This is a genomic window from Mycetocola sp. Y171 (assembly GCF_056713165.1).
The window spans coordinates 1,554,606-1,574,236 of the sequence record NZ_JBWYGX010000001.1; the positions used below are offsets into that span (position 1 = coordinate 1,554,606).

At 66.4% G+C, this 19,631-nt stretch carries 19 protein-coding genes; 14 read left to right on the forward strand and 5 right to left on the reverse strand.

Features of this window, described 5'->3' with window-relative positions:
• Positions 1 to 7: 7 nt before the first annotated feature.
• The 5 genes from AC1M2K_RS07420 to AC1M2K_RS07440 all read left to right on the forward strand — a co-directional run bounded on the left by AC1M2K_RS07420 (position 8) and on the right by AC1M2K_RS07440 (position 6,852).
• Positions 8 to 1,021, forward strand: coding sequence for an aliphatic sulfonate ABC transporter substrate-binding protein (locus tag AC1M2K_RS07420; protein ID WP_480238676.1), 1,014 nt, complete (start codon positions 8 to 10; stop codon positions 1,019 to 1,021).
• Complete coding sequence (locus AC1M2K_RS07425; RefSeq protein ID WP_480240466.1) at positions 1,022 to 2,518, forward strand: sulfatase family protein; 1,497 nt, start codon at positions 1,022 to 1,024, stop codon at positions 2,516 to 2,518.
• 47 nt (positions 2,519 to 2,565) lie between these two features.
• Positions 2,566 to 4,005 carry a sulfatase family protein gene (locus AC1M2K_RS07430; protein ID WP_480240467.1) on the forward strand — a complete coding sequence of 480 codons (1,440 nt, stop codon included), beginning with the start codon at positions 2,566 to 2,568 and terminating at the stop codon, positions 4,003 to 4,005.
• Between the two features lie 11 nt (positions 4,006 to 4,016).
• On the forward strand, positions 4,017 to 5,003 hold the full coding sequence (locus AC1M2K_RS07435) for a formylglycine-generating enzyme family protein (RefSeq protein ID WP_480240468.1): 987 nt from the start codon (positions 4,017 to 4,019) through the stop codon (positions 5,001 to 5,003).
• Positions 5,004 to 5,151: 148 nt separating this feature from the next.
• A complete protein-coding gene (locus AC1M2K_RS07440) occupies positions 5,152 to 6,852 on the forward strand; it encodes a BCCT family transporter (protein ID WP_480240469.1) in 1,701 nt (566 codons plus the stop codon).
• A 118-nt stretch (positions 6,853 to 6,970) separates the two neighbouring features.
• Here AC1M2K_RS07440 and AC1M2K_RS07445 read toward each other — a convergent pair whose 3' ends face one another.
• Positions 6,971 to 7,828, reverse strand: a complete 858-nt coding sequence (locus AC1M2K_RS07445) for a LysR substrate-binding domain-containing protein (protein ID WP_480240470.1) — start codon at positions 7,826 to 7,828, stop codon at positions 6,971 to 6,973.
• Between the two features lie 170 nt (positions 7,829 to 7,998).
• Between AC1M2K_RS07445 and AC1M2K_RS07450 the strand changes: the two genes are divergently transcribed.
• On the forward strand, positions 7,999 to 9,324 hold the full coding sequence (locus AC1M2K_RS07450; protein WP_480240471.1) for an MFS transporter: 1,326 nt from the start codon (positions 7,999 to 8,001) through the stop codon (positions 9,322 to 9,324).
• A gap of 88 nt (positions 9,325 to 9,412) precedes the next feature.
• On the opposite strand, the gene AC1M2K_RS07455 is transcribed toward AC1M2K_RS07450, so the two are convergent.
• The 3 genes from AC1M2K_RS07455 to AC1M2K_RS07465 are packed head-to-tail and all read right to left on the reverse strand — an operon-like array spanning position 9,413 to position 10,599.
• A complete protein-coding gene (locus AC1M2K_RS07455) occupies positions 9,413 to 9,778 on the reverse strand; it encodes an iron chaperone (protein ID WP_480240472.1) in 366 nt (121 codons plus the stop codon).
• Positions 9,779 to 9,793: 15 nt separating this feature from the next.
• Entirely contained in the window at positions 9,794 to 10,267 is a 474-nt protein-coding gene (locus tag AC1M2K_RS07460; RefSeq protein ID WP_480240473.1) for an SRPBCC family protein, read from the reverse strand.
• Positions 10,264 to 10,599: an ArsR/SmtB family transcription factor gene (locus AC1M2K_RS07465; protein WP_480240474.1), complete on the reverse strand. Its 336-nt coding sequence runs from the start codon at positions 10,597 to 10,599 to the stop codon at positions 10,264 to 10,266. The genes AC1M2K_RS07460 and AC1M2K_RS07465 overlap by 4 nt, the downstream gene beginning before the upstream one ends.
• Before the next feature lie 182 nt (positions 10,600 to 10,781).
• Between AC1M2K_RS07465 and AC1M2K_RS07470 the strand changes: the two genes are divergently transcribed.
• From AC1M2K_RS07470 to AC1M2K_RS07505, 8 genes are all read left to right on the forward strand, one after another.
• Entirely contained in the window at positions 10,782 to 11,870 is a 1,089-nt protein-coding gene (locus AC1M2K_RS07470) for a YihY/virulence factor BrkB family protein (protein ID WP_480240475.1), read from the forward strand.
• A 57-nt stretch (positions 11,871 to 11,927) separates the two neighbouring features.
• Entirely contained in the window at positions 11,928 to 12,713 is a 786-nt protein-coding gene (locus AC1M2K_RS07475) for an alpha/beta fold hydrolase (protein WP_480240476.1), read from the forward strand.
• A gap of 78 nt (positions 12,714 to 12,791) precedes the next feature.
• Positions 12,792 to 13,616: a DUF1206 domain-containing protein gene (locus AC1M2K_RS07480; RefSeq protein ID WP_480240477.1), complete on the forward strand. Its 825-nt coding sequence runs from the start codon at positions 12,792 to 12,794 to the stop codon at positions 13,614 to 13,616.
• 46 nt (positions 13,617 to 13,662) lie between these two features.
• Positions 13,663 to 14,181, forward strand: coding sequence for a putative immunity protein (locus AC1M2K_RS07485; RefSeq protein ID WP_480240478.1), 519 nt, complete (start codon positions 13,663 to 13,665; stop codon positions 14,179 to 14,181).
• Positions 14,182 to 14,304: 123 nt separating this feature from the next.
• Positions 14,305 to 14,649, forward strand: a complete 345-nt coding sequence (locus AC1M2K_RS07490; protein ID WP_480238953.1) for a UBP-type zinc finger domain-containing protein — start codon at positions 14,305 to 14,307, stop codon at positions 14,647 to 14,649.
• Entirely contained in the window at positions 14,649 to 15,320 is a 672-nt protein-coding gene (locus tag AC1M2K_RS07495; protein ID WP_480240479.1) for an NAD(P)H-hydrate epimerase, read from the forward strand. The genes AC1M2K_RS07490 and AC1M2K_RS07495 overlap by 1 nt, the downstream gene beginning before the upstream one ends.
• Positions 15,321 to 15,421: 101 nt before the next feature.
• A complete protein-coding gene (locus AC1M2K_RS07500) occupies positions 15,422 to 16,195 on the forward strand; it encodes an SGNH/GDSL hydrolase family protein (RefSeq protein ID WP_480240480.1) in 774 nt (257 codons plus the stop codon).
• 269 nt (positions 16,196 to 16,464) lie between these two features.
• On the forward strand, positions 16,465 to 19,026 hold the full coding sequence (locus AC1M2K_RS07505) for an ATP-dependent Clp protease ATP-binding subunit (RefSeq protein ID WP_480240481.1): 2,562 nt from the start codon (positions 16,465 to 16,467) through the stop codon (positions 19,024 to 19,026).
• A 157-nt stretch (positions 19,027 to 19,183) separates the two neighbouring features.
• On the opposite strand, the gene AC1M2K_RS07510 is transcribed toward AC1M2K_RS07505, so the two are convergent.
• Positions 19,184 to 19,603, reverse strand: coding sequence for a hypothetical protein (locus tag AC1M2K_RS07510; protein ID WP_480238651.1), 420 nt, complete (start codon positions 19,601 to 19,603; stop codon positions 19,184 to 19,186).
• Positions 19,604 to 19,631: the final 28 nt, after the last annotated feature.

Genomic DNA, 19,631 nt, shown 5'->3' on the forward strand with positions numbered 1-19,631 from the left:
GAAACTCATGACACACGCACGCACAAAACGGGGCATCGTTGCCGCCGTCGCAGTACTTGCACTCGCCCTCACCGGCTGCGCCTCCACGTCATCAGGCGGAGGCGACAGCGCCGCGCCTGAGGAACTCACCCCGGTCAACTTCGGCTACATCGCCGACTTCAACGGAGCGAGCCTCCTCGCGGTCGCTGAGGACCAGGGCCTCTGGGAAAAGAACGGGATCGACGTCACGACCAGCGTCTTCACGAACGGACCGCTGCAGATCCAGGCGCTCGGAACCGGCGACCTCGACTTCGGCTACATCGGCCCAGGCGCCATGTGGCTCCCGGCATCCGGTCAGGCCAAGATCGTCTCCATCAATACGCTCGGCAGCGCCGACCGCGTGATCGCCCAGGCGGGAATCGACTCGCTCGAAGACCTCAAGGGCAAGAAGGTGGCCGTGCCGGAAGGAACGTCCGGCGACATGATCCTCAACCTCGCCCTCGAATCCGTCGGTCTGACCATCGACGATGTCGAGAAGGTGGCCATGGATCCGTCCACGGTCGTTGCCGCATTCGCGTCGAAGCAGGTGGATGCCGCCGGTATCTGGTACCCGCTGATCAGCACGATCGAGGAGCAGGTTCCTGACCTCAACATCCTCGCTGAGAATGACGACTTCGCCGAGACCGTGTCCTTCCCGACCGCCTTCGTCTCCGGACCGAAGTTCGTCGACGAGAACGAGGAAACCGTCTCCAAGGTCCTGGGCGCCCTGCGGGAAGCCATCGACTACCGCGCTGAGAACATGGATGAGACCATCGCCCTGACCGCGGCCATGCTCCAGCTGGATGAGAAGGACGTCGCGGCGGATGCCAAGAACGTCAAGATCATGACGACAGCCGAGCTCGACGAGCTCACCGAAGACGGTTCGGTCGTCGGCTGGCTCGAAGGAATGAACGACTACTTCGTCTCCGCGGGCAAGCTGCCCGCCCCCGTCGACCCGGCCACGTACTACACCGGCGACCTCTTCACAGGGGCAGGCGAGTAAGTGACGAAGGCCAGAAACATCCTCTTCCTGATGACCGATCAGCATCGGGTGGACACACTCGGTGCGTACGGGAACGCCCTGGCGGAAACTCCGGTTCTCGATGAGCTGGCTCGCACGGGGACGCGCTTTGACCGGTGGTACACACCCACCGCGATCTGCACGCCCGCACGGGCAAGCCTGCTCACCGGGCAGGCCCCGTTCCGTCACAAGCTGCTCGCCAACCACGAGCGCAATGTCGGTTATCTGGAAGACCTCCCCGACGGGCAGTTCACGTTCGCTGAAACGCTCCGCGACAACGGCTACAACACCGGCCTCATCGGCAAGTGGCACGCGGGAAACGACAAGAACGCGGCGTACTACGGGTTCGATGGGCCCGACCTGCCCGGCTGGCACAACCCGGTGGAGAACGAGGATTATCTGGCCTACCTGACCGCGAACGGCCTCCCGCCGTACGAAATCAGTGATCAAATCCGTGGGACGCTGCCGAACGGCGGGCCGGGCAACTTGCTCGCCGCTCGGCTGCACCAGCCCGTCGAGGCGACGTTCGAGTACTACCTGGCCACCCGCACCATCGAAATGCTCGAACGCTACGCCGCAGACCGCGAGAACGACGGCAAGCCGTTCTTCCTCGGCCTGCACTTCTTCGGACCCCACCTTCCTTACGTGGTGCCGAACGAGTACTTCGACAAGTTCGACCCGGCCGACATCGAACTGCCCAAGTCGATCGCCGAGACCTTCGTCGGCAAGCCGCCGGTACAGCAGAACTACAGCGATCACTGGGCCTTCGACACCATGCCGATTGAGACGAGCCGCAAGCTCATCGCGATCTACTGGGGCTACGTCACCCTGATCGACGAGCAGATCGGGCGGGTCATGGATGCCATGGAACGCCTCGGCCTGGTCGATGACACAGCCGTGTTCTTCAGTTGTGACCACGGCGAGTTCACCGGCTCACACCGGCTGCACGACAAGGGCCCGGCCATGTACGAAGACATCTACCGGACTCCGGGGATCGTCCGCATCCCGGGTGCCCCGGCCGGGCAGGTCCGCGACGAGTTCGTCAGCCTGCTCGACTGCACCGCGACCTTCCTCGAGCTCGCCGGACTGGACCCGGCACCCGCGGTCGATTCGCGCAGCCTCGTTCCGCTGGTCTCCGGCGAGAGTCCGCACTGGGCGGAGGACATCGTCTGCGAGTACCACGGACACCACTTCCCGATCGCCCAGCGGATGCTTCGTAACGACAGGTACAAGCTGGTCGTCAACCCGGAATCCGTCAACGAGCTCTACGACCTGCATCGCGACCCTGACGAACTGAACAACGTCTTCACGCTGCCCGACATGGCAGACATCCGCGAGTCGATGATGCAGAGGCTTTACGAAGTTCTGCGTGAGCGCGGCGACAAGTTCTACCACTGGATGACCACGATGTACGACGTCGGCGGGGTCGGGTACGACCCCTCGCTCAGCGGCTTCGACGACGCGTCCTACCAGAAGTAATCCCCGGTGCCCCTGCGGCATCCGGCTTGAACCACGAAGCGAGAACAATGACATCCCCACGCAGACGACCGAACATCGTGCTGATCCTCACCGACGATCATGCGTCGCACGCGATCAGCGCGTACGGCTCGGTCGTCAACACGACACCGCGCATCGACGAGATCGCCGCTGCCGGTGTGCGTGTGGACAACTGCTTCTGCACCAACGCTCTTTGCACCCCGAGCCGGGCGGCGATCCTGACCGGCACGCACAGCCACGTCAACAAGGTGACGACGCTCGACACCCCGATCGATGCGAGCCAGCCCACTTTCGTGTCGCTCCTCAAGCAAGCGGGGTATCGCACGGGCATCGTGGGCAAGTGGCACATGGGTGAGGGCAAAGGTCACGACCCGGAGAGCTTCGACTACTGGGCCGTCTTGCGAGAGCAGGGGGAGTACTTCGATCCGCAGATCCTGACGGAGGACGGCGTGCGGATCGAGCCCGGCTACGCGACCGACATCATCACGGACCTGTCACTCGACTGGGTCGACTCCCTCGAGGGCGACGAACCGTGGTGCCTGCTCATCCACCACAAGGCGCCGCACCGATCCTGGGAGCCGGACGACAAGCACAAGGGCATGTACGCCGACGAGAAGATCGCCGTGCCTTCAACGTTCGACGACGACTACGCCACCAGATCGATGGCTGCCAGACACGCGACCATGCGGGTCGCCGACTACCTCGACGTAAACGACCTGAAGGTGGCACCGCCTGACGGCCTCACCCCGGAGGAGCTCGCCCTCTGGAAGTACCAGCGCTACATGGAGGACTACCTCGCCTGTGTGGCGTCCGTCGACGACAACGTCGGCCGCGTCATCGACTGGCTGCGGGCGCGCGGCGACTTCGACGACACGCTTCTCGCGTACACCTCGGATCAGGGCTTCTTCCTCGGTGACCATGGCTGGTTCGACAAGCGATTCATGTACGAGGAGTCGATTCGGATGCCGCTGGTTCTGAGCTATCCGAACGCGATCGCCCCTGCGGGAACGATTTCGCAACTCGTCACCAACGTCGACTTCGCGCAGACCATTCTCGATGCGACCGGAGTGGAGCCGCACGAACGGATGCAGGGGGTCAGTTTCTGGCCGCAGCTCACCGGATCGGATGAACCCACCCAGGATTCCATCTACTACCGGTACTACGAAAACGACGACCAGCACCACCACGCCCTCGCGCACTACGGCATCCGAACCGACCGGTACAAGCTCATCTACTTCTACAACGACGGGATGGGCCTGCCGGGGTCGTCCGACCACGTGTACCCGCCCGAATGGGAGATGTACGACCTGCTCGAGGACCCGGAGGAACTCCGCAACGTCTATCACGCTGCCGAATACTCCGATATTCGCGAGGACCTCACAGTGCGGCTGTGGAAGCTGCAGGCGGACCTCGGCGACACTCCTCATCCCTCGCAGCCGGTTCCTTCCGGCGCTGTGCTGGCGAACTGACGGGCGCAGCAATGGTGACACCCCTCACCGAGCTCGACATGGTCGTGATTCTCGGAGGCTCATTCCTGATGGGCTCGGACCGGTTCTACCCGGAGGAGGCGCCGGCGCACCGAGCGACCGTCGCAGCCTTCGAGCTGGATCGGCATCCGGTCACCAACAGGCAGTTCGCCGAGTTCGTAAATGCGACGGGCTATCTGACGGTCGCGGAACGACGACTGGACGCGGCCGAGTATCCGCACCTCAGCGATGCCGAGAGGGCACCGGGCAGTCTGGCGTTCCGACCGACGGCCGGTCCGGTCGACCTTCGCGACTGGCGGGCATGGTGGGAGTGGACACCTGGCGCGAGCTGGCGGCATCCGTTCGGACCGAGCTCGGATCTTGCCGGGCGGGACGAGCACCCGGTGGTCCAGGTGTGTTTCACGGATGCGACTGCGTACGCGGTATGGGCCGGCAAGCGGCTCCCGACCGAGGTGGAGTGGGAGCGGGCCGCTCAGGCCAATGCGAAGGACACGGACTACGCGTGGGGTGATGAGCTGAGTCCGGCCGGCGACCTCTTCGCGAATACCTGGCAGGGTTCATTCCCGTACCGGAATACGGGTGCGGGCGGCTGGGTCGGGACATCGCCGGTGGGGTCGTTCCCCGCCAACGACCTCGGTCTGATCGACATGATCGGCAACGTCTGGGAGTGGACGAGCTCCGTCTTCACCCCTGACCACCGGGCACGGCGGGCAGCGGCCACCAACCTGCTCGGGTCGGCGACTCAGCCGGTCGGCGAGACGGGGACCGGCTCTGGGTGCGGCGACGGGTGCATGTGTGGCCCGTCGGATTCCGGCAAGGGATCCGTCGGCCCGAACGCGTCGGTGCAGCGGGTGACGAAGGGTGGGTCGCACCTCTGCGCGCCTGAATACTGCCGGCGCTATCGCCCTGCGGCCCGCTCGCCGCAGACCGAGGACTCGGCGACGACCCACATCGGGTTCCGTTGCGCGCGCAGCCTCTAGCTCAATGAAGTCATCACTTCCGGACGAGATCACCCCGCTTACCTGGTGACCTCGTCCGGACCCGGTGATCTCGCGAGTGCGTCGCGCGAGAGGACGGGGGCCCCGCGTCACCTTGAGGGGTCGAGGGGGTGGTCGTAGGCTGATCGACATGCCCACCCCAACTGAAAAGTCGGCCAGTGCCGTGCCCAAATCTCCCGGGGTCGCCCGCTGGGTGTTCTGGCCCGCAGCGATCGTGGTGCTGTTGTTCGTCGCCTTCGCGATCCTTCTCCCGGATGCCGCCGAGGCGCTGTTCGGAACCATCCAGGCCGGGATCGTCAGTAACTTCAACTGGTACTACGTGCTGATCGCCGCGTTCTTCGTGGTCTTCAGCCTCTGGGTCGGGTTCAGCCGGTTCGGCGACATCAAGCTGGGAAAGGACGACGACGAACCGGAGTTCTCGCTCGGCTCCTGGTTCTCGCTGCTGTTCGCCGCCGGGATGGGCATCGGCCTCGTGTTCTACGGCGTCGGCGAACCGCTCAGCCACTTCGCCGAACCGCGCCCGGGAGTCGAGGGCTCACCCAGCCAGCTCGCACAACTGGCTCTGGCGCAGACCTACCTGCACTGGGGCGTCCACGCGTGGTCGATCTACGTCGTCATCGGGCTCGCGCTCGCCTACGCCATCCACCGCCATCACCGGCCGGTATCGATCCGCTGGGCGCTCGAACCGCTGCTCGGCAAACGGGTGCGCGGTGGCTGGGGCAACCTCATCGACGTGGTCGCCCTGGTCGGCACGCTGTTCGGAGTCGCCACCTCACTGGGGCTCGGCGTCGTCCAGATCAGTGCCGGGCTGGAGAGCGCCGGCATCATCGCAGCATCCGAATTTCTCAACATCATCCTCATCCTGATCATCACCGGCGCCGTGCTGTTCTCGGTGCTCTCCGGGGTGGCCAAGGGCATGAAATGGCTGTCGAACATCAACCTCATGCTCGCAGGAATGATCGTCGTCTTCATCCTCATCGTCGGCCCGACCCAGTTTCTGCTGCGGGATTTCGTTCAGTCGATCGGCGCCTACCTGCAGGGATTCATCGGGCTCTCGTTCAACACCGCCGCGTTCAGCGGAGCTGAGGGCGAAGCGTGGCAGGCGACCTGGACCACGTTCTACTGGGGCTGGTGGATCTCGTGGGCACCCTTCGTCGGCATCTTCATCGCCCGGATCTCGCGCGGCCGCACGGTGCGGCAGTTCGTCACCGGTGTTCTGCTCGTACCGACGTTGATCACCTTCCTCTGGTTCAGCGTGCTCGGCGGGACAGCGCTGTACTCCGAACTGAACGGGCCGGGTGGTCTCGTCGGCGCGGACGGGACCGTCAACGTCGAGGGCGCGCTGTTCGCGATGCTCGATCAGCTGCCGGCCGGGTCGGTGCTCACCATCGGCGCGATCATCCTCATCGCGGTATTCTTCGTGACGTCGGCGGACTCGGGCGCGCTGGTGATGAGCATGATCGCCAGCGGAGGACAGGTGGAACCGAAACGGTGGATCCGCGCGTTCTTCGCGTGCGTCACATCCGCTCTCGCCGTCGCGCTGCTCCTGGCGGGAGGTCTGCAGGCCTTACAGACGGCCGCGATCATCATCGCGCTGCCGTTCAGCGTGATCATGCTCCTGATCTGCTGGGCGACCGCGATTGCGTTCAGCCGGGAGCATCGCGCCTACGAGCGGGCCCGTCGTGCGGCGTTCCTCGATCGGATCGGCGACCACTACGGCCTCGAGTCGGACGAGACGACGAACCCGGCGCTGACGGCAGGGCGACGGTCGATCTTCCGGCGCCGCAACCGGGGTGGCTCGTCCGGGGAGCCGCCGACGCAGGTGTTCTAGGACGCACTCGCTTCCGCCGGCCTACTCACGTGTTCCGGACCAGATCACGCTATACGCCGCGTGAGCCGGTCCGGAACACGTGAGTACGTGTGGTCCTACGTGCGCGAGCGGGGTAGCCCTACGCCGCCTTGCTCACGCCACGGCTCATGATCGCCGACATCAGCGCCTGCACCGGTTCCTTCGCCGCCGACGGATTCGCCATCAGAACGTAATCGACGTCACCAAGCTCCGGCAGCGAGAACCTGTTGCTCACCTTCACCAGATCGGAGGGGATCAGCGAGTGCGGGAACGGCGCCACACCGATGCCGGCCCGCACCGCCGCCAGCACGCCGTTCACGTCTCGGGTGTTGCACGTGATCCGCCAGGTCCGCCCGGCGCTCTCCAGCGCCTCGATCGCGAGCTGCCGGCTGAGGCTCGGTGCCTGGTAGGCGATGAGCGGCACGGGCGCGCCCTCGTCGAGCGCCATGCTGTCCTGCGCCATCCACACCATGGTGTCCTTCGCCACCCGGGTGCTGTCGCTCGACTCCCCGGCGCCCTGCTTCACGAAGATCAGGTCGAGGTGCCCGCCCTCGAGCCGCCGCCGCAACGGGCCGCTCTGGTTGACCGTCAGTTCGAGATTGATCTGCGGGTACAGCTGGCGGAAGTGACGCAGGATCCGCGGTAATTGCGTGATCGCGAGGTCATCCGCCGCGCCGAACCGCAGCCTGCCCTTCATGGCCGACCCACTGAAGTAGCTCTCCGCTGCGGCATGCGCGGCGAGGATCGTCCGGGCGAAGCCCGCCATCGCGTCGCCGTTGTCGGTGAGCCGCACTTCCCTCGTGTCGCGGACGATCAGCATCCGCCCCGCCGCCTTCTCGAGCTTGCTCATCTGCTGGCTCACCGTCGGCTGGCTGATGCCCAACCGCAGCGCCGCGTTCGTGAAACTGTGCGTCTCAGCCACCACGAGGAACGTCTTCAGCAGAACCGGGTCATACACGGGGAACTCCGTTTCGTCGCGAGGCTATTCGATACACCAATGGCACTAATTCTATGCATTGAGGGACCGAATACGGATGCCGTCGCTAGCGTGGAGAGCAGCTTCCGTTGCACCGATTCACCGATTCACCGATTCACCGATTCACGTTCCACGTTTCTAGGAGAACATCCGTGGCCTCCGCGACCCCGACCGCCTTCCCGCCCACCGAACCCCTCTCCGTCCAGTCCGGCACGCTGCCGTGGCGCAAGACCTTCGTCGCACTGAGTGTGCCGAACTTCCGCCTGTGGACGACCGGCAACATGGTGGCCATGACCGCCGGCTGGACCCAGCGCATCGCCCAGGACTGGCTCGTGCTCGAGCTCACCGGCAGTGCGACCGCCGTCGGCATCACCGTCGCCATGCAGTTCGCGCCGATGCTGTTCTTCGGCCTGCTCGGCGGCGTGATCGTCGACAGGCACAGCAAGCGGATGCTCATGATGATCACCCAGTCGATCTTCGCCGTGCTCAGCCTCGGGCTCGCCGTGCTGACGATCGCCGGCGTCGTCGAAGCCTGGCACGTCTTCGCGATCGCCTTCGCCACCGGTCTGGTCACCGTGATCGACAACCCTGCCCGCCAGGTCATCGTGACCGAACTCGTCGGCCAGCGGAACCTCCGCAACGCCATCAGCATCAACTCGTCGGTGTTCCAGCTCGCCGGGATGATCGGCCCCGCGATCGCCGGCTTCCTGCTCCTCACCGTCGGCGCGGGCCCAGCCTTCGTCGTCAACGGGATCGCCTGCCTCCTCGTCATCGTCATGCTCGGGATGCTCCGCACCGGCCAGATGACCCGGGTCGCCCCCTCCCCGCCGGCGAAGGGGCAACTGCGCGAGGGGCTGCAGTACGCGATCGCTAAGCCGACCATCGTCTACCCGGTCATCCTCGTCGCCGTGTTCGCCGTGTTCGGGCTGACCCTTCCGGTGCTCCTCGCGTCCTACGCCGATGACGTCTTCGCTGTCGGGCCTGGCGGCTACGGCCTGTTCAACTCGATGGTCGCGGTCGGCGCGCTCTCCGGGGCACTGCTGTCGACCCGACGGGCATCCGTCCGCCTGCGGACCATCGTCATCGGTGTCGGCGTGACCGGCCTGCTGCAGGCCGCGGCCGGATTGATGCCGTCGATCGCGCTGTTCGCAGCCGCCCTCGTCACGGTCGGCGTGGCATCCCTGCTGTTCCTCACGGCGGCGAACTCGCTCGTACAGCTGTCGAGCAACATCGGCGTCCGCGGCCGGGTGATGTCGCTCTACGTTCTCGTGCTGCTCGGCGGCCAGGCCATCGGCGGACCGCTCATGGGTCTCATCATCGAGAACTTCGGAGCGCACGCCGGGATGGTCGTGTCCGGTGCGGTTCCCGCGCTCGCCGCCGCGATCATCGCACTCGTGCTGGCGCGACGCGGGCAACTGAAGCTGCAGGTGCGGCTGAACCGCTTCGTGCCGTCGGTGCACATCGCGTCTCGGGTGTGAGGTCGCGGTCTACTCACCCGTGCCGGACGCACTCACCTGGTACGCGGGGTGAGTGCGTCCGGAAGTGGTGAGTAGGCGCCCCTCGCCCCTACCCGCGTTTCGCGACGATCGCCGCCGCGACCCGCTCGATCAGGTCGAACGGCACGGGCTCCTTCCAGGGGAACGTGACCGAATCCTTCTCGCTCCGGTGAGGGGAGACCTCCGCCTCGAGTTCACCGTCGAACACCGGCACCGGGTAGAGCCCGATGTGCTTCTTCCAGCCAGCGAAGTGCAGCGCGTACCGTCCGCCGAGCATGACCGCAGGCATCCCGTACCGGATCTTCTCGCTCTCCTCCGGGATGCTCGCAGCCGCGACCCCGCGATGGATCGCCTCGCGGATCAACTGCAGCGTCCGCGCCTGTTCGGGCTCGAACCCGGCGATGTACTCGTCGACGGTGGAGGGTGTGGGGGTCATGCGTCGATCCTTCCGTCAGGCGGCCTCGCGCACAAGATACGCCTCGATGCGGGCGAACGCACCGACCCAGACCTCGCTGGCGAAGAAGTCGCGGACCTCGACCACGGGGAAACCGCTCTGCACGACGGTGACGAGGCATCCGTCGTCCTGGGCCTCGAAGGTCACCTCGACCCGGGTCGTCATGGTCATGCCGTCGGGGCTGCTTCCACTCGACTCGGTGACGAGACGGTGCGGACGATCGATCTCGAGGAACGTCTGCGTCTCACGAAACAGGGTGTCGGCATCCGGACCCCAGACCGCTGTCTGCTGCCCGCCGACCCGCAGGTCGACCTCGATCTCGACGATGCCGGGCTTCTCATCGAGGATGCTGAACCAGATCTTCTGCTTCTCGGCGTCGGTGTATGCGTCGAATACCTGGTCGGGCGTCGCCGGGAGGAGCCGGGTCATCCGCAGCTCGATGGTGTCGGTGTTGCTGGTCTGCTCAGTCATTGCTCTGTTCCCTTCAGGAGTGTGAAGTAGGCGTCCAGGCCGTCGAGTCGACGCTCCCAGAGCCGCTGGTAGAAACTGATCCACGCCATGGCGTCGTCCAATCGCTCGGTTCCGATGCGGCACTGCCGCGCTCGACCGACCTTCTCGGTGACGACCAGGCCGGCATCCTCGAGCACGGCGATGTGCTTCTTCATGCCCGTCAGGGTCATCCCGGCGGGTTCGGCGAGTTCGCCGATCGTGGCCGGACCCTCCCCGAGCCGGGTCAGGATGCCGCGTCGCGTGGCATCCGACAGGGCGGAGAACGTGCGGTCGAGGGCCTGTTCGTGAACCATATGGTTCAGTGTAGAACACTGAACCAGAAAGTTCAATAAAGAATCCTCGGCGGGCGTCGTCGGCCGTCGCACTATAACTTTGCCGATGGCTTCCGTCGACCCTCTGGCCCAATTCGAAGCGCGTTGTGACGATGTTTACCCGAATCCAGGGACCGGATGTCGCAACGAGATGGGGCAGCGTGATGGCAACACACGAGAAGACCAACGATAAGGGCCGCGAAGACAGTGTGGCGAAGGCGCAGAACGCGCCTGACCCCGACGACTCGCGCAAGCCGGACGATCCGACCGACGTGAAGAAGCCGTCGTGGGGTTACGTGCTCAAGAGGACGCTGCGCGAGTTCGGACGAGACAAGTGCACGACGCTCGCGGCCGCACTCACCTATTACACGGTGCTCGCGATCTTCCCGGCGCTGCTGGCTCTGATGTCGCTCATCGGCTTGTTCGGGCAGGCCGAGCAGACCAGCCAGATGCTGCTCCAGATCATCGAGAGCTCAGCGGATGCCTCGACCGCCGAGACCCTGCGCCAACCGATCGAGCAGCTCGCCAGCGCACCAGCTGCCGGTCTCGCGTTCGTTCTCGGTCTTCTTGGGGCGATCTGGTCGGCATCCGGCTACGTGAGCGCCTTCAGTCAGGCCATGAACCAGATCTACGAGATCGACGAGGGTCGCCCGTTCTGGAAGCTGCGCCCCACCGTTCTCCTGATCACGATCGTGCTTCTTGTGATCGCGGTGCTGATCGTGCTGCTGCTGATCGTGTCCGGTCCGATCGCCGAAGCGATCGGCAATGCCATCGGCCTCGGCGAAGTAGCGCTGACCGTGTGGAGCATCGCCAAGTGGCCGGTGATCGCGCTCCTGGCTATCCTCATGGTCGCCGTGCTCTACTACGGAACGCCCAACGTGAAGCAACCGAAATTCAAGTGGATGACCCTCGGTGCCTTCATCGCCCTCGTCGTCATGGCCCTGGCGACCCTGGCCTTCTTCTTCTACGTGACGAATTTCTCGAACTACCAGAAGACATACGGGAGCGTCGCCGGTGTCATCGTGATGCTGCTCTGGTTCTGGATCGTGAACCTCTCCCTCCTCTTCGGCGCTGAGTTCGACGCCGAGATGGAGCGCGGGCGCCAGCTCCAGGGCGGTATCGAGGCCGAAGATTCGCTGCAACTCCCGCCGCGTGACACGAAGGCGAGCGACAAGAAGCAGGAGAAGGAGAAAGAAGACATCGAGACTGGGCGCAGGTTGCGTGAGACCGAAGGGGAGACGAGCAAGAAATAGCCGCCTTCGGTGTCACGGATGCCGCAGGGCCGGTTCGCGACGTGAATAATGGGGCGCATGCCCCTGCTCCCGGAATCGCCGGACCCACGCTTCGTTCTCTCGACCGACAACGTCCGCATCGCCACCTATGAATTCGGCGACCCGGGCGGGCGACCGGTCGTGCTGGTGCACGGATTCGCGTCTGGAGGACTGCTCAACTGGCACCACTCCGGCTGGACCCGCGTCCTCAGCCGGGCAGGGTTCCGCGTGATCGCGATCGACCAACGCGGGCACGGCGCGAGCAGCAAGCCGCACACCTCCGACGCGTACACGATGCCGCTTCTCGTCAACGACCTCCTCGACGTGCTCGACACCTTCATGCTCGACGAGACCCTCTTCGTCGGCTACTCACTCGGTGCCCGCGTCGGCTGGCAGGCCTGCCTCGACCTGCCCGACCGGATCACCCGCGCCGTTCTCGGCGGCATTCCCGACGGTGACCCACTCACCCGTTTCCGCACCGATGAGGCGCGGGAGTGCCTGGCGACCGGCACCGCACCGGCCGACAAGCTGACCGCGGCATACGTGAAGATGGCCAGCGGCATCCGGGGCAACGATCTCGCCGCACTGATCTCTCTCGTCGAAGGGATGCGTGGTGGCGCCCAGCCCGAGCCGGAGAACCCGCCGCAGCAGCCCGTGCTGTTCGCCACAGGCAGCGAGGACTCGATCCTCGAGAAGTCACGCACCCTGGCGAGCCACGCGCCGAGCGGCACGTTTTTCGAGATCCCGGGCCGCAACCACTTCAACGCCCCGACGTCGAAGGACTTCAGGGCCGCAGCACTGGAGTTCCTCGGCGCCGGCGCCTGACAAAAGCGACAAAACCGGCGAGCGCAAGGGGGTCCCGAAAGCAGGGCTCCAGGGCCCGACCGGTTCTAAGGTGATTCCATGTCTCACTCCTCTTCATCGTCGTCCGCGGCATCCGCCCGCAACGCCGCTTCGCGCCTGCAGGACAATCACGCGTTCCAGCTCGTCGCCCGGACCGGGTTCGCGGTCAACGGCCTGCTGCACATCCTCATCGGCGGCATCGCGCTCGGCGTCGCTTTTGGTTCCGGCGGCGAAGCCGACCAGGGCGGCGCGCTCGGCGGACTGGCGTCGAGCCCCGGCGGGTTGTTCGTGCTCTGGGTCGTGGCGATCGGCCTGATCGGTCTCGGCCTGTTCCAGGTGCTGGAGACGGCGCTCGTGCGCGGAACCGACAAGGATGCCTGGGCCGACCGTGGCAAGGAAGGCGGCAAGGCGATCGCCTACCTCGCCATCGGAATCTCGGCGGTCAGCGTCGCGATGGGCGGCGGAAGCGACAGCTCGACCCAGACCCAGAGCCTGACGGCCAAGCTGCTGGCGACACCGGGCGGGGTGTTCCTCGTGATCCTTCTCGGGCTGGGCGTCATCGGCATCGGCGTCTACTTCATCATCAAGGGAGTGAAGAAGAAGTTCCTCGAAGACGTCTCGCTGCCCGCAGGCAAGACCGGCCGCTCGGTCACCACCCTCGGCCGGGTCGGCTACATCGCCAAGGGAATCGCGATCGTCGTCGTGGGCATCCTCTTCTGCATCGCCGCCATCACCTCCGACCCCAGCGAAGCCACCGGCCTCGACGGCGCCCTCCACGCACTCGCGGCGCTGCCGCTCGGCATGGTCATCCTCACCGTCGTCGCGCTCGGACTCATCGCGTACGGCGTGTACTGCTTCGCCCGGGCGCGGTACGCGCGGCTGTAGCTACGCCGCCCTTCACCCGCCGGCATCCGAAATGTAGGGTGAGCGGATGCCGATCCTCCCGACAGAGCGCGACCCGCGTCTGATCACCATCCGTCGCGGCGGAACCCTGACTGACGAGCACCACCACCTGCTGGCCGAGTGGGCCGCGCAGTGCGCCGAGCACGTGCTGCACCTGTTTGAAGACCAGCAGCCGGGGGACAGTCGTCCGCGCGACGTTCTCGAGGTCGGGCGCGCCTGGACCCGCGGTGAGGTGCCCATGAAGGTCGCGCACCAGGCGGCGTTCCAGGCGAACGCGGCCGCTCGCGGACTGCCCGACCCGGCGAAGTTCGCCGCGCTGTCGGCCGGCCAGGCAGTCGCTGTCGCCCACGTAGCCGCGCACGACCTCGGCGCTGCCGCCTATGCGATCCGGGCCGTCGAGGCCTCCGTCCCTCCCGCCATGGCTGCGGAGGCCCAGGCCGCGGAACGGGAGTGGCAGCGGACGCAGCTTCCCGACGCCGTTCGCGAGCTGGTCCTCGACGACCAACGCCGCCGGAGCGCCATCTGCTGGAACGTGTTCGACGACTGACGACTGACGACTGACGACTGACGCCGGACTCCGAACACGTGACGTCGACGGCCCGTGACCGGACCCGTTCCGCGGAGTAGGCTGCCGCACAACGGGAGCAGCGGGGAGGCGCACGTGTTCGAGATGGAGGGCATCGACCCGACCGTGGCGCCCGTCGGCACGATCTGTCTCGACTGCGAGGCGATCGAGGGCTGGTGGGTGCACCTGCGCCGCTGTGCCCTCTGCGGACATATCGGATGCTGCGACAACTCCCCATCGAAACACGCGAGCGCCCACTTCGCCGCGACGGGGCATCCGGTCATGCAGAGTTTCGAGCCCAACGAGAGCTGGTTCTGGAACTACTCGACGAAGCTGCGTTTCCACGGCCCCAGGCTCGCCGAGCCGCGCAGCCGTCCCGACGACCAGCCGTCGCCCGGCCCCACCGAACGCGTGCCAGACAACTGGCGCGACCTGATCGGACCGTACTGATGGAGGCGTACACCGCCGCCCAGGTCCGAGCCGCCGAAGAACCCCTGCTCGCTGCCGGTGTTCCGCTGATGGCGCGCGCGGCCGCGGCGCTGGCCCGGGAGATCCGCCTGGTGCTGCCCGCCGACCGGCCCGGCCGGGTCCTGATGCTCATCGGCCCCGGCAACAACGGCGGTGACGCCCTCTTCGCCGGCGCCGAACTCGCCGCCGCGGGTACGGTTGTCACTCTCGTTCCGACGGCCGACCGCATGCACGAGTCCGGTCGCGCCGCCGCTCTGGACGCAGGCGCTCGGATACTCCCGCCCGATTCATTGACGGATGCCGTGGCATCCGTCGCGCACGACACCGACGTGATCGTCGACGGCATCCTCGGCACCGGAACCAGCGCCAGTCCGGCGCTGCGAGGTCGTGCGCGAGAGCTCGTGGCCGCGCTGCTTCCAGTGCTGGCGAGGGAGGACCCACCCGTCGTGGTGGCGGTCGACATCCCGAGCGGGATCCACCCGGACGACGGATCGGTGCCAGACCCGACCGTGCTGCGGGCGGATGTCACGGTCACGTTCGGCGCCTGCAAGACCGGCCTGCTGCTCCCGCCGGCCGTCGAGTATGTCGGGCGTCTCGTCGTGGTCGACATCGGCCTCGGGCCCGAACTGGAACGCGTCGCACGGACGTCCTGACGGTGCCGCGGTCGGCGGCGTCGCGCTGAACAGCGAATAATGGAGGGTGCCGCCGCGGGCATCCGGCTCGCTGGGCGGCGATCGTTCGGAGCTGCACCCCCATGACCTCACCCCGCACTTTCAGCCGCTACGTCGCGCTCGGCGACAGCTTCACCGAAGGCGTCGGCGACGAACTGCCCGACGGGCGCGTCCGCGGCTGGGCCGACTTTGTGGCGCTGGGCCTGCAGGCATCCGCCGACGAACCGATCGGGTACGCGAACCTCGCCATCCGCGGCCGCAAACTAGGTCCGATCATCGCCGAGCAGCTGGAACCGGCGCTCGCCCTCGAACCGGACCTGATGACATTCAACGGCGGAGGCAACGACATCCTGCGCCCCCGCGTCTCGATCGGCTGGGTCGTCGACGAGACCGTCAAGGTCGTCGACCGCGCGCTGCAACAGCCCGGCCTGCACCTCGTCGTGCTGGCCGGCGCCAACCCGTCACGGCACTTGCCGCTGGGTGGACTGATGCAGAAACGCGGCGACCAGCTGTCGGATGCCGTCCTCGGCGCCCTCAAGTCGACTCCCGTCACGCTCGTCAACAACTGGGGCGACGAGACGCTCACGCATGGCAGGTACTGGTCGGTAGACAAACTGCACCTCAACGCGCTCGGCCACGCGCGTGTCGCGTCGAACGTGCTGACCGCGATCGGTGTTCCTGTGCCCGAGGAGTGGGGCGTCGACGAGGTCGCGGAGGCCGGCTCGGGGTCGCGCTCACGCAACACCGCTGCGTACTACCGCGAGTTCGTGCTGCCGTGGATCGGCCGCCGGGTCACCGGACGCTCGTCGGGCGACGGGCGTGAGCCGAAGCGGTCGACGCTGCTGCCGGTGGAGTAGCTCGGCGCGACTCAGGGGCCTACTCACCTGTTCCGGACGCACTCACCAGGTGCGCCGGGTGAGTAGGTCCGGAAGTGGTGAGTAGACGCCCGTCCGGGGGTCGAGCGTGTCGAGACTACCGGTGATCTCGACAAGCTCGATCAGCGAAGCGAACCAGAGCACATTCGAGACTTGAGCCGGGCTGGCTCAAGTTTTTGAACCCTTCGGGAATAGTCGGTATTGTGCTGCCGTTGAGTTGAGTCACAGGCACTCAAGTTCCAGGAGGATCCATGCCCGCATTCTTCGGTCCCGCAGGTTCGGGAAACGAATCGTTCGACGAGTTCATCGCGCGTTACCTGCAGGGGCAGCGCGCCGCCCAGTCCGGGCGGACGATCGACATCACCCGTCTGCTGAGCCGACGCACCCAGGAGGTGCTCGCCGACGCCGCGCGGTTCGCGGTCGACCACGGCCACTCCGAGGTCGATGCGTTGCACATCCTGCGTGTCATGGTCGAGGCGGCCCCGGTGGCCGACGCCCTTCGCGCCCTCGGCACCGACCCGGCCGAGCTGGCCGAAGCAGCCGAGCAACGACTGCCCGAACGATCCGACCGCGACGTGCAGACGCCGCCGTCGATCACGTCGTCAGCCCAGCGCGCTCTGCTCGACGCCCACCAGGTCGCCCGCGCGTTCGGTTCCACCTACATCGACCCCGAGCACCTCTTCTTCGCCTTCGTCGTGAACCAGGAGATGCCCGTCGGTCAGGTCCTCGCCGGTTTCGGCGTGACCCCTCAGACCCTGCAGGCCGGATACGAATCCGCTCGCGAGGCACAGGCATCCGGCACAGCGACAGCGGGCACCGAGGCATCCACCACTCCGCTGCTCGACCAGTTCGGCACCGACCTCACCGCGCTCGCCCGTGACGGCAAGCTCGACCCGGTGATCGGCCGTGCAGACGAGATCGCGCAGACCATCGAGATCCTGTCGCGCCGCACGAAGAACAACCCCGTGCTGATCGGCGAGGCCGGCGTCGGCAAGACCGCCGTCGTCGAAGGACTCGCGCAGGCGATCGTCGACGAAGAAGTTCCGCGGCTGCTCCGCGGCAAGCGCGTCCTCGCGCTCGACCTCGCAGCCATGGTCGGCGGCACCCGCTACCGCGGCGACTTCGAGGAGCGGCTCACCAAGCTGCTCGACGAGATCTCCGCCAACCAGGGTGAGCTCATCGTGTTCCTCGACGAGATGCACACGGTCGTCGGCGCAGGCGGCGGTGGGGAGAGCGGCGGACTCGACGCCGGAAACATCCTCAAGCCACGCCTGGCCCGCGGCGAACTGCACGTCATCGGTGCGACGACACTCAACGAGTATCGTCGAGTCGAGAAGGACCCGGCGCTCGAACGTCGCTTCCAGTCCGTGCACGTGAACGAGCCCAGTGTCGGCGATGCCGAGAGCATCCTGCGCGGACTCCGTCCCCGCTACGAGGAGTTCCACGACGTCAGCTACACCGACGAGGCCCTCCGTGCCGCCGTGGATCTCTCCGCCCGCTACGTCACCGACCGGTTCCTGCCAGACAAGGCCATCGACCTCCTCGACCAGGCCGGCGCGCGACTGCGCCTCCGCCAGATCGTGAAGATCGACACAGCGCCGATGCGTGACGAGATCGCCATCCTGGAGAAGTCCAAGGATGCCGCGGTCGCCGCCGAACGCTACGAAGAGGCGTCGAACCTGCGCGACGAGATCGAGAACCTCACCGCCGAGATCGCGGCTGCTGAGGCGACGGATGCAACGGCATCCGCCTCGGCTCCCGCCATCGTCGGTGAGGCGGAGATCGCCGAGATCATCTCGCGTGCCACCGGCATCCCGGTGACCAGGCTCACCCAGGACGACCGCGCCCGCCTCGCGCACCTCGAGACCGAGTTGCACGAGCGCGTGATCGGACAGGATGACGCCGTCGAATCCATCGCCAAGGCCGTGCGGCGCAACCGCACGGGGATGGGCGACCCGAACCGTCCGGTCGGCAGTTTCCTGTTCCTCGGCCCCACCGGAGTCGGCAAGACCGAACTCGCGAAGGCCCTGGCCGGATCGCTGTTCGGAGACGAGAGCGCCATGCTGCGGTTCGACATGAGCGAGTTCGGTGAGCGCCACACGGTGTCACGGCTCGTCGGTGCCCCTCCCGGATACGTCGGGTACGACGAGGCGGGTCAGCTCACTGAGCGCGTGCGTCGCAACCCGTACTCCGTCGTGCTGCTCGATGAGATCGAGAAGGCCCACCCCGACGTCTTCAACCTGCTGCTGCAGGTGCTCGACGACGGACGCCTGACCGACGGTCAGGGTCGCACGGTCGACTTCCGCAACACGGTGATCATCATGACCTCGAACATCGGTTCGGAGTTCCTGGCGAGCAGGAGCGGTGCACTCGGATTCATCGCGGATGCCGGCGACGGCAGCGGGTTCGGCTCCGAGAAGGCGCTCCGCGACCGCGTCATGGGCAAGCTGCGTGAGGCGATGCGACCCGAGTTCCTCAACCGGATCGACGAGGTGGTGCTGTTCCGCAAGCTGGAACAGGAGCAGCTGCATGACATCGTGCGGATGCTCCTCGGCCGCACCGCCGCCAGGCTCACCGCTCAGGGGGTCGGCTTCGAGGCGACAGACGAGGCCGTCGACTGGATCGCGACCCGCGGCTATGAGCCCGAGTACGGTGCCCGTCCACTGCGTCGCGTGATCCAGCGCGAGGTCGAGGACCGCATCGCCGGACTCATGGTCGACGCCGAGCTGACTGCAGGGTCGTCGATCGCGGTGTCCGTCGCCGATGACGAGCTGCACGTCACGTCGGAGGTCGAGGCCCGGCTGGCCGCTTAGCCCGCACCACGAAGGCCGTCACCGCGCTGCGGTGGCGGCCTTTTGTGTGTGCGCGATCCCGGTCCCCGTTTCCAACTTCGGAGATTCGGGACGAATCTCGCGCAAAACCGGCCGCAAGGGCCGCGATCGCGCGAAATCTCCGATGTTGTGAACAGGGTCAGGGAGTACGAGCGCTCAGCACCCCGAGAACCGCGAGCGCATAGGCATCCGGAGCCGTCGTGGCGTCGAAGCGCAGCTTCTGCCCGGCACGATCGACCTCGACCACATACATCTCGTCGACGCGCAGCAGGAAGCTGAACGTCCCGCCGAGCAGGTCGCGCAGCTGGTCCTCACGCGGAAGCCACAGTGTCTTCTCGAGCGCCACCGAGTCGAGGGCCCACTCGGTGGTTCCGTTGAATCCGAGGATCGTCCCCGAGTCATAGTCGTGCGGCTCGATCGTCATGTCGCTGACGGTGAACACCTCGCCGTCGAACTCCGCCGTGTTCAGGCAGAACTGGTCGCCCGACTCGGGGATCCAGCCGAGCCCTGCATCGTGGAGTTGCTGCGCGAGCGCTACGGATGTCGTGGTGACCGTCATTCTCCGATCGTGGCACGCACGCATGAGA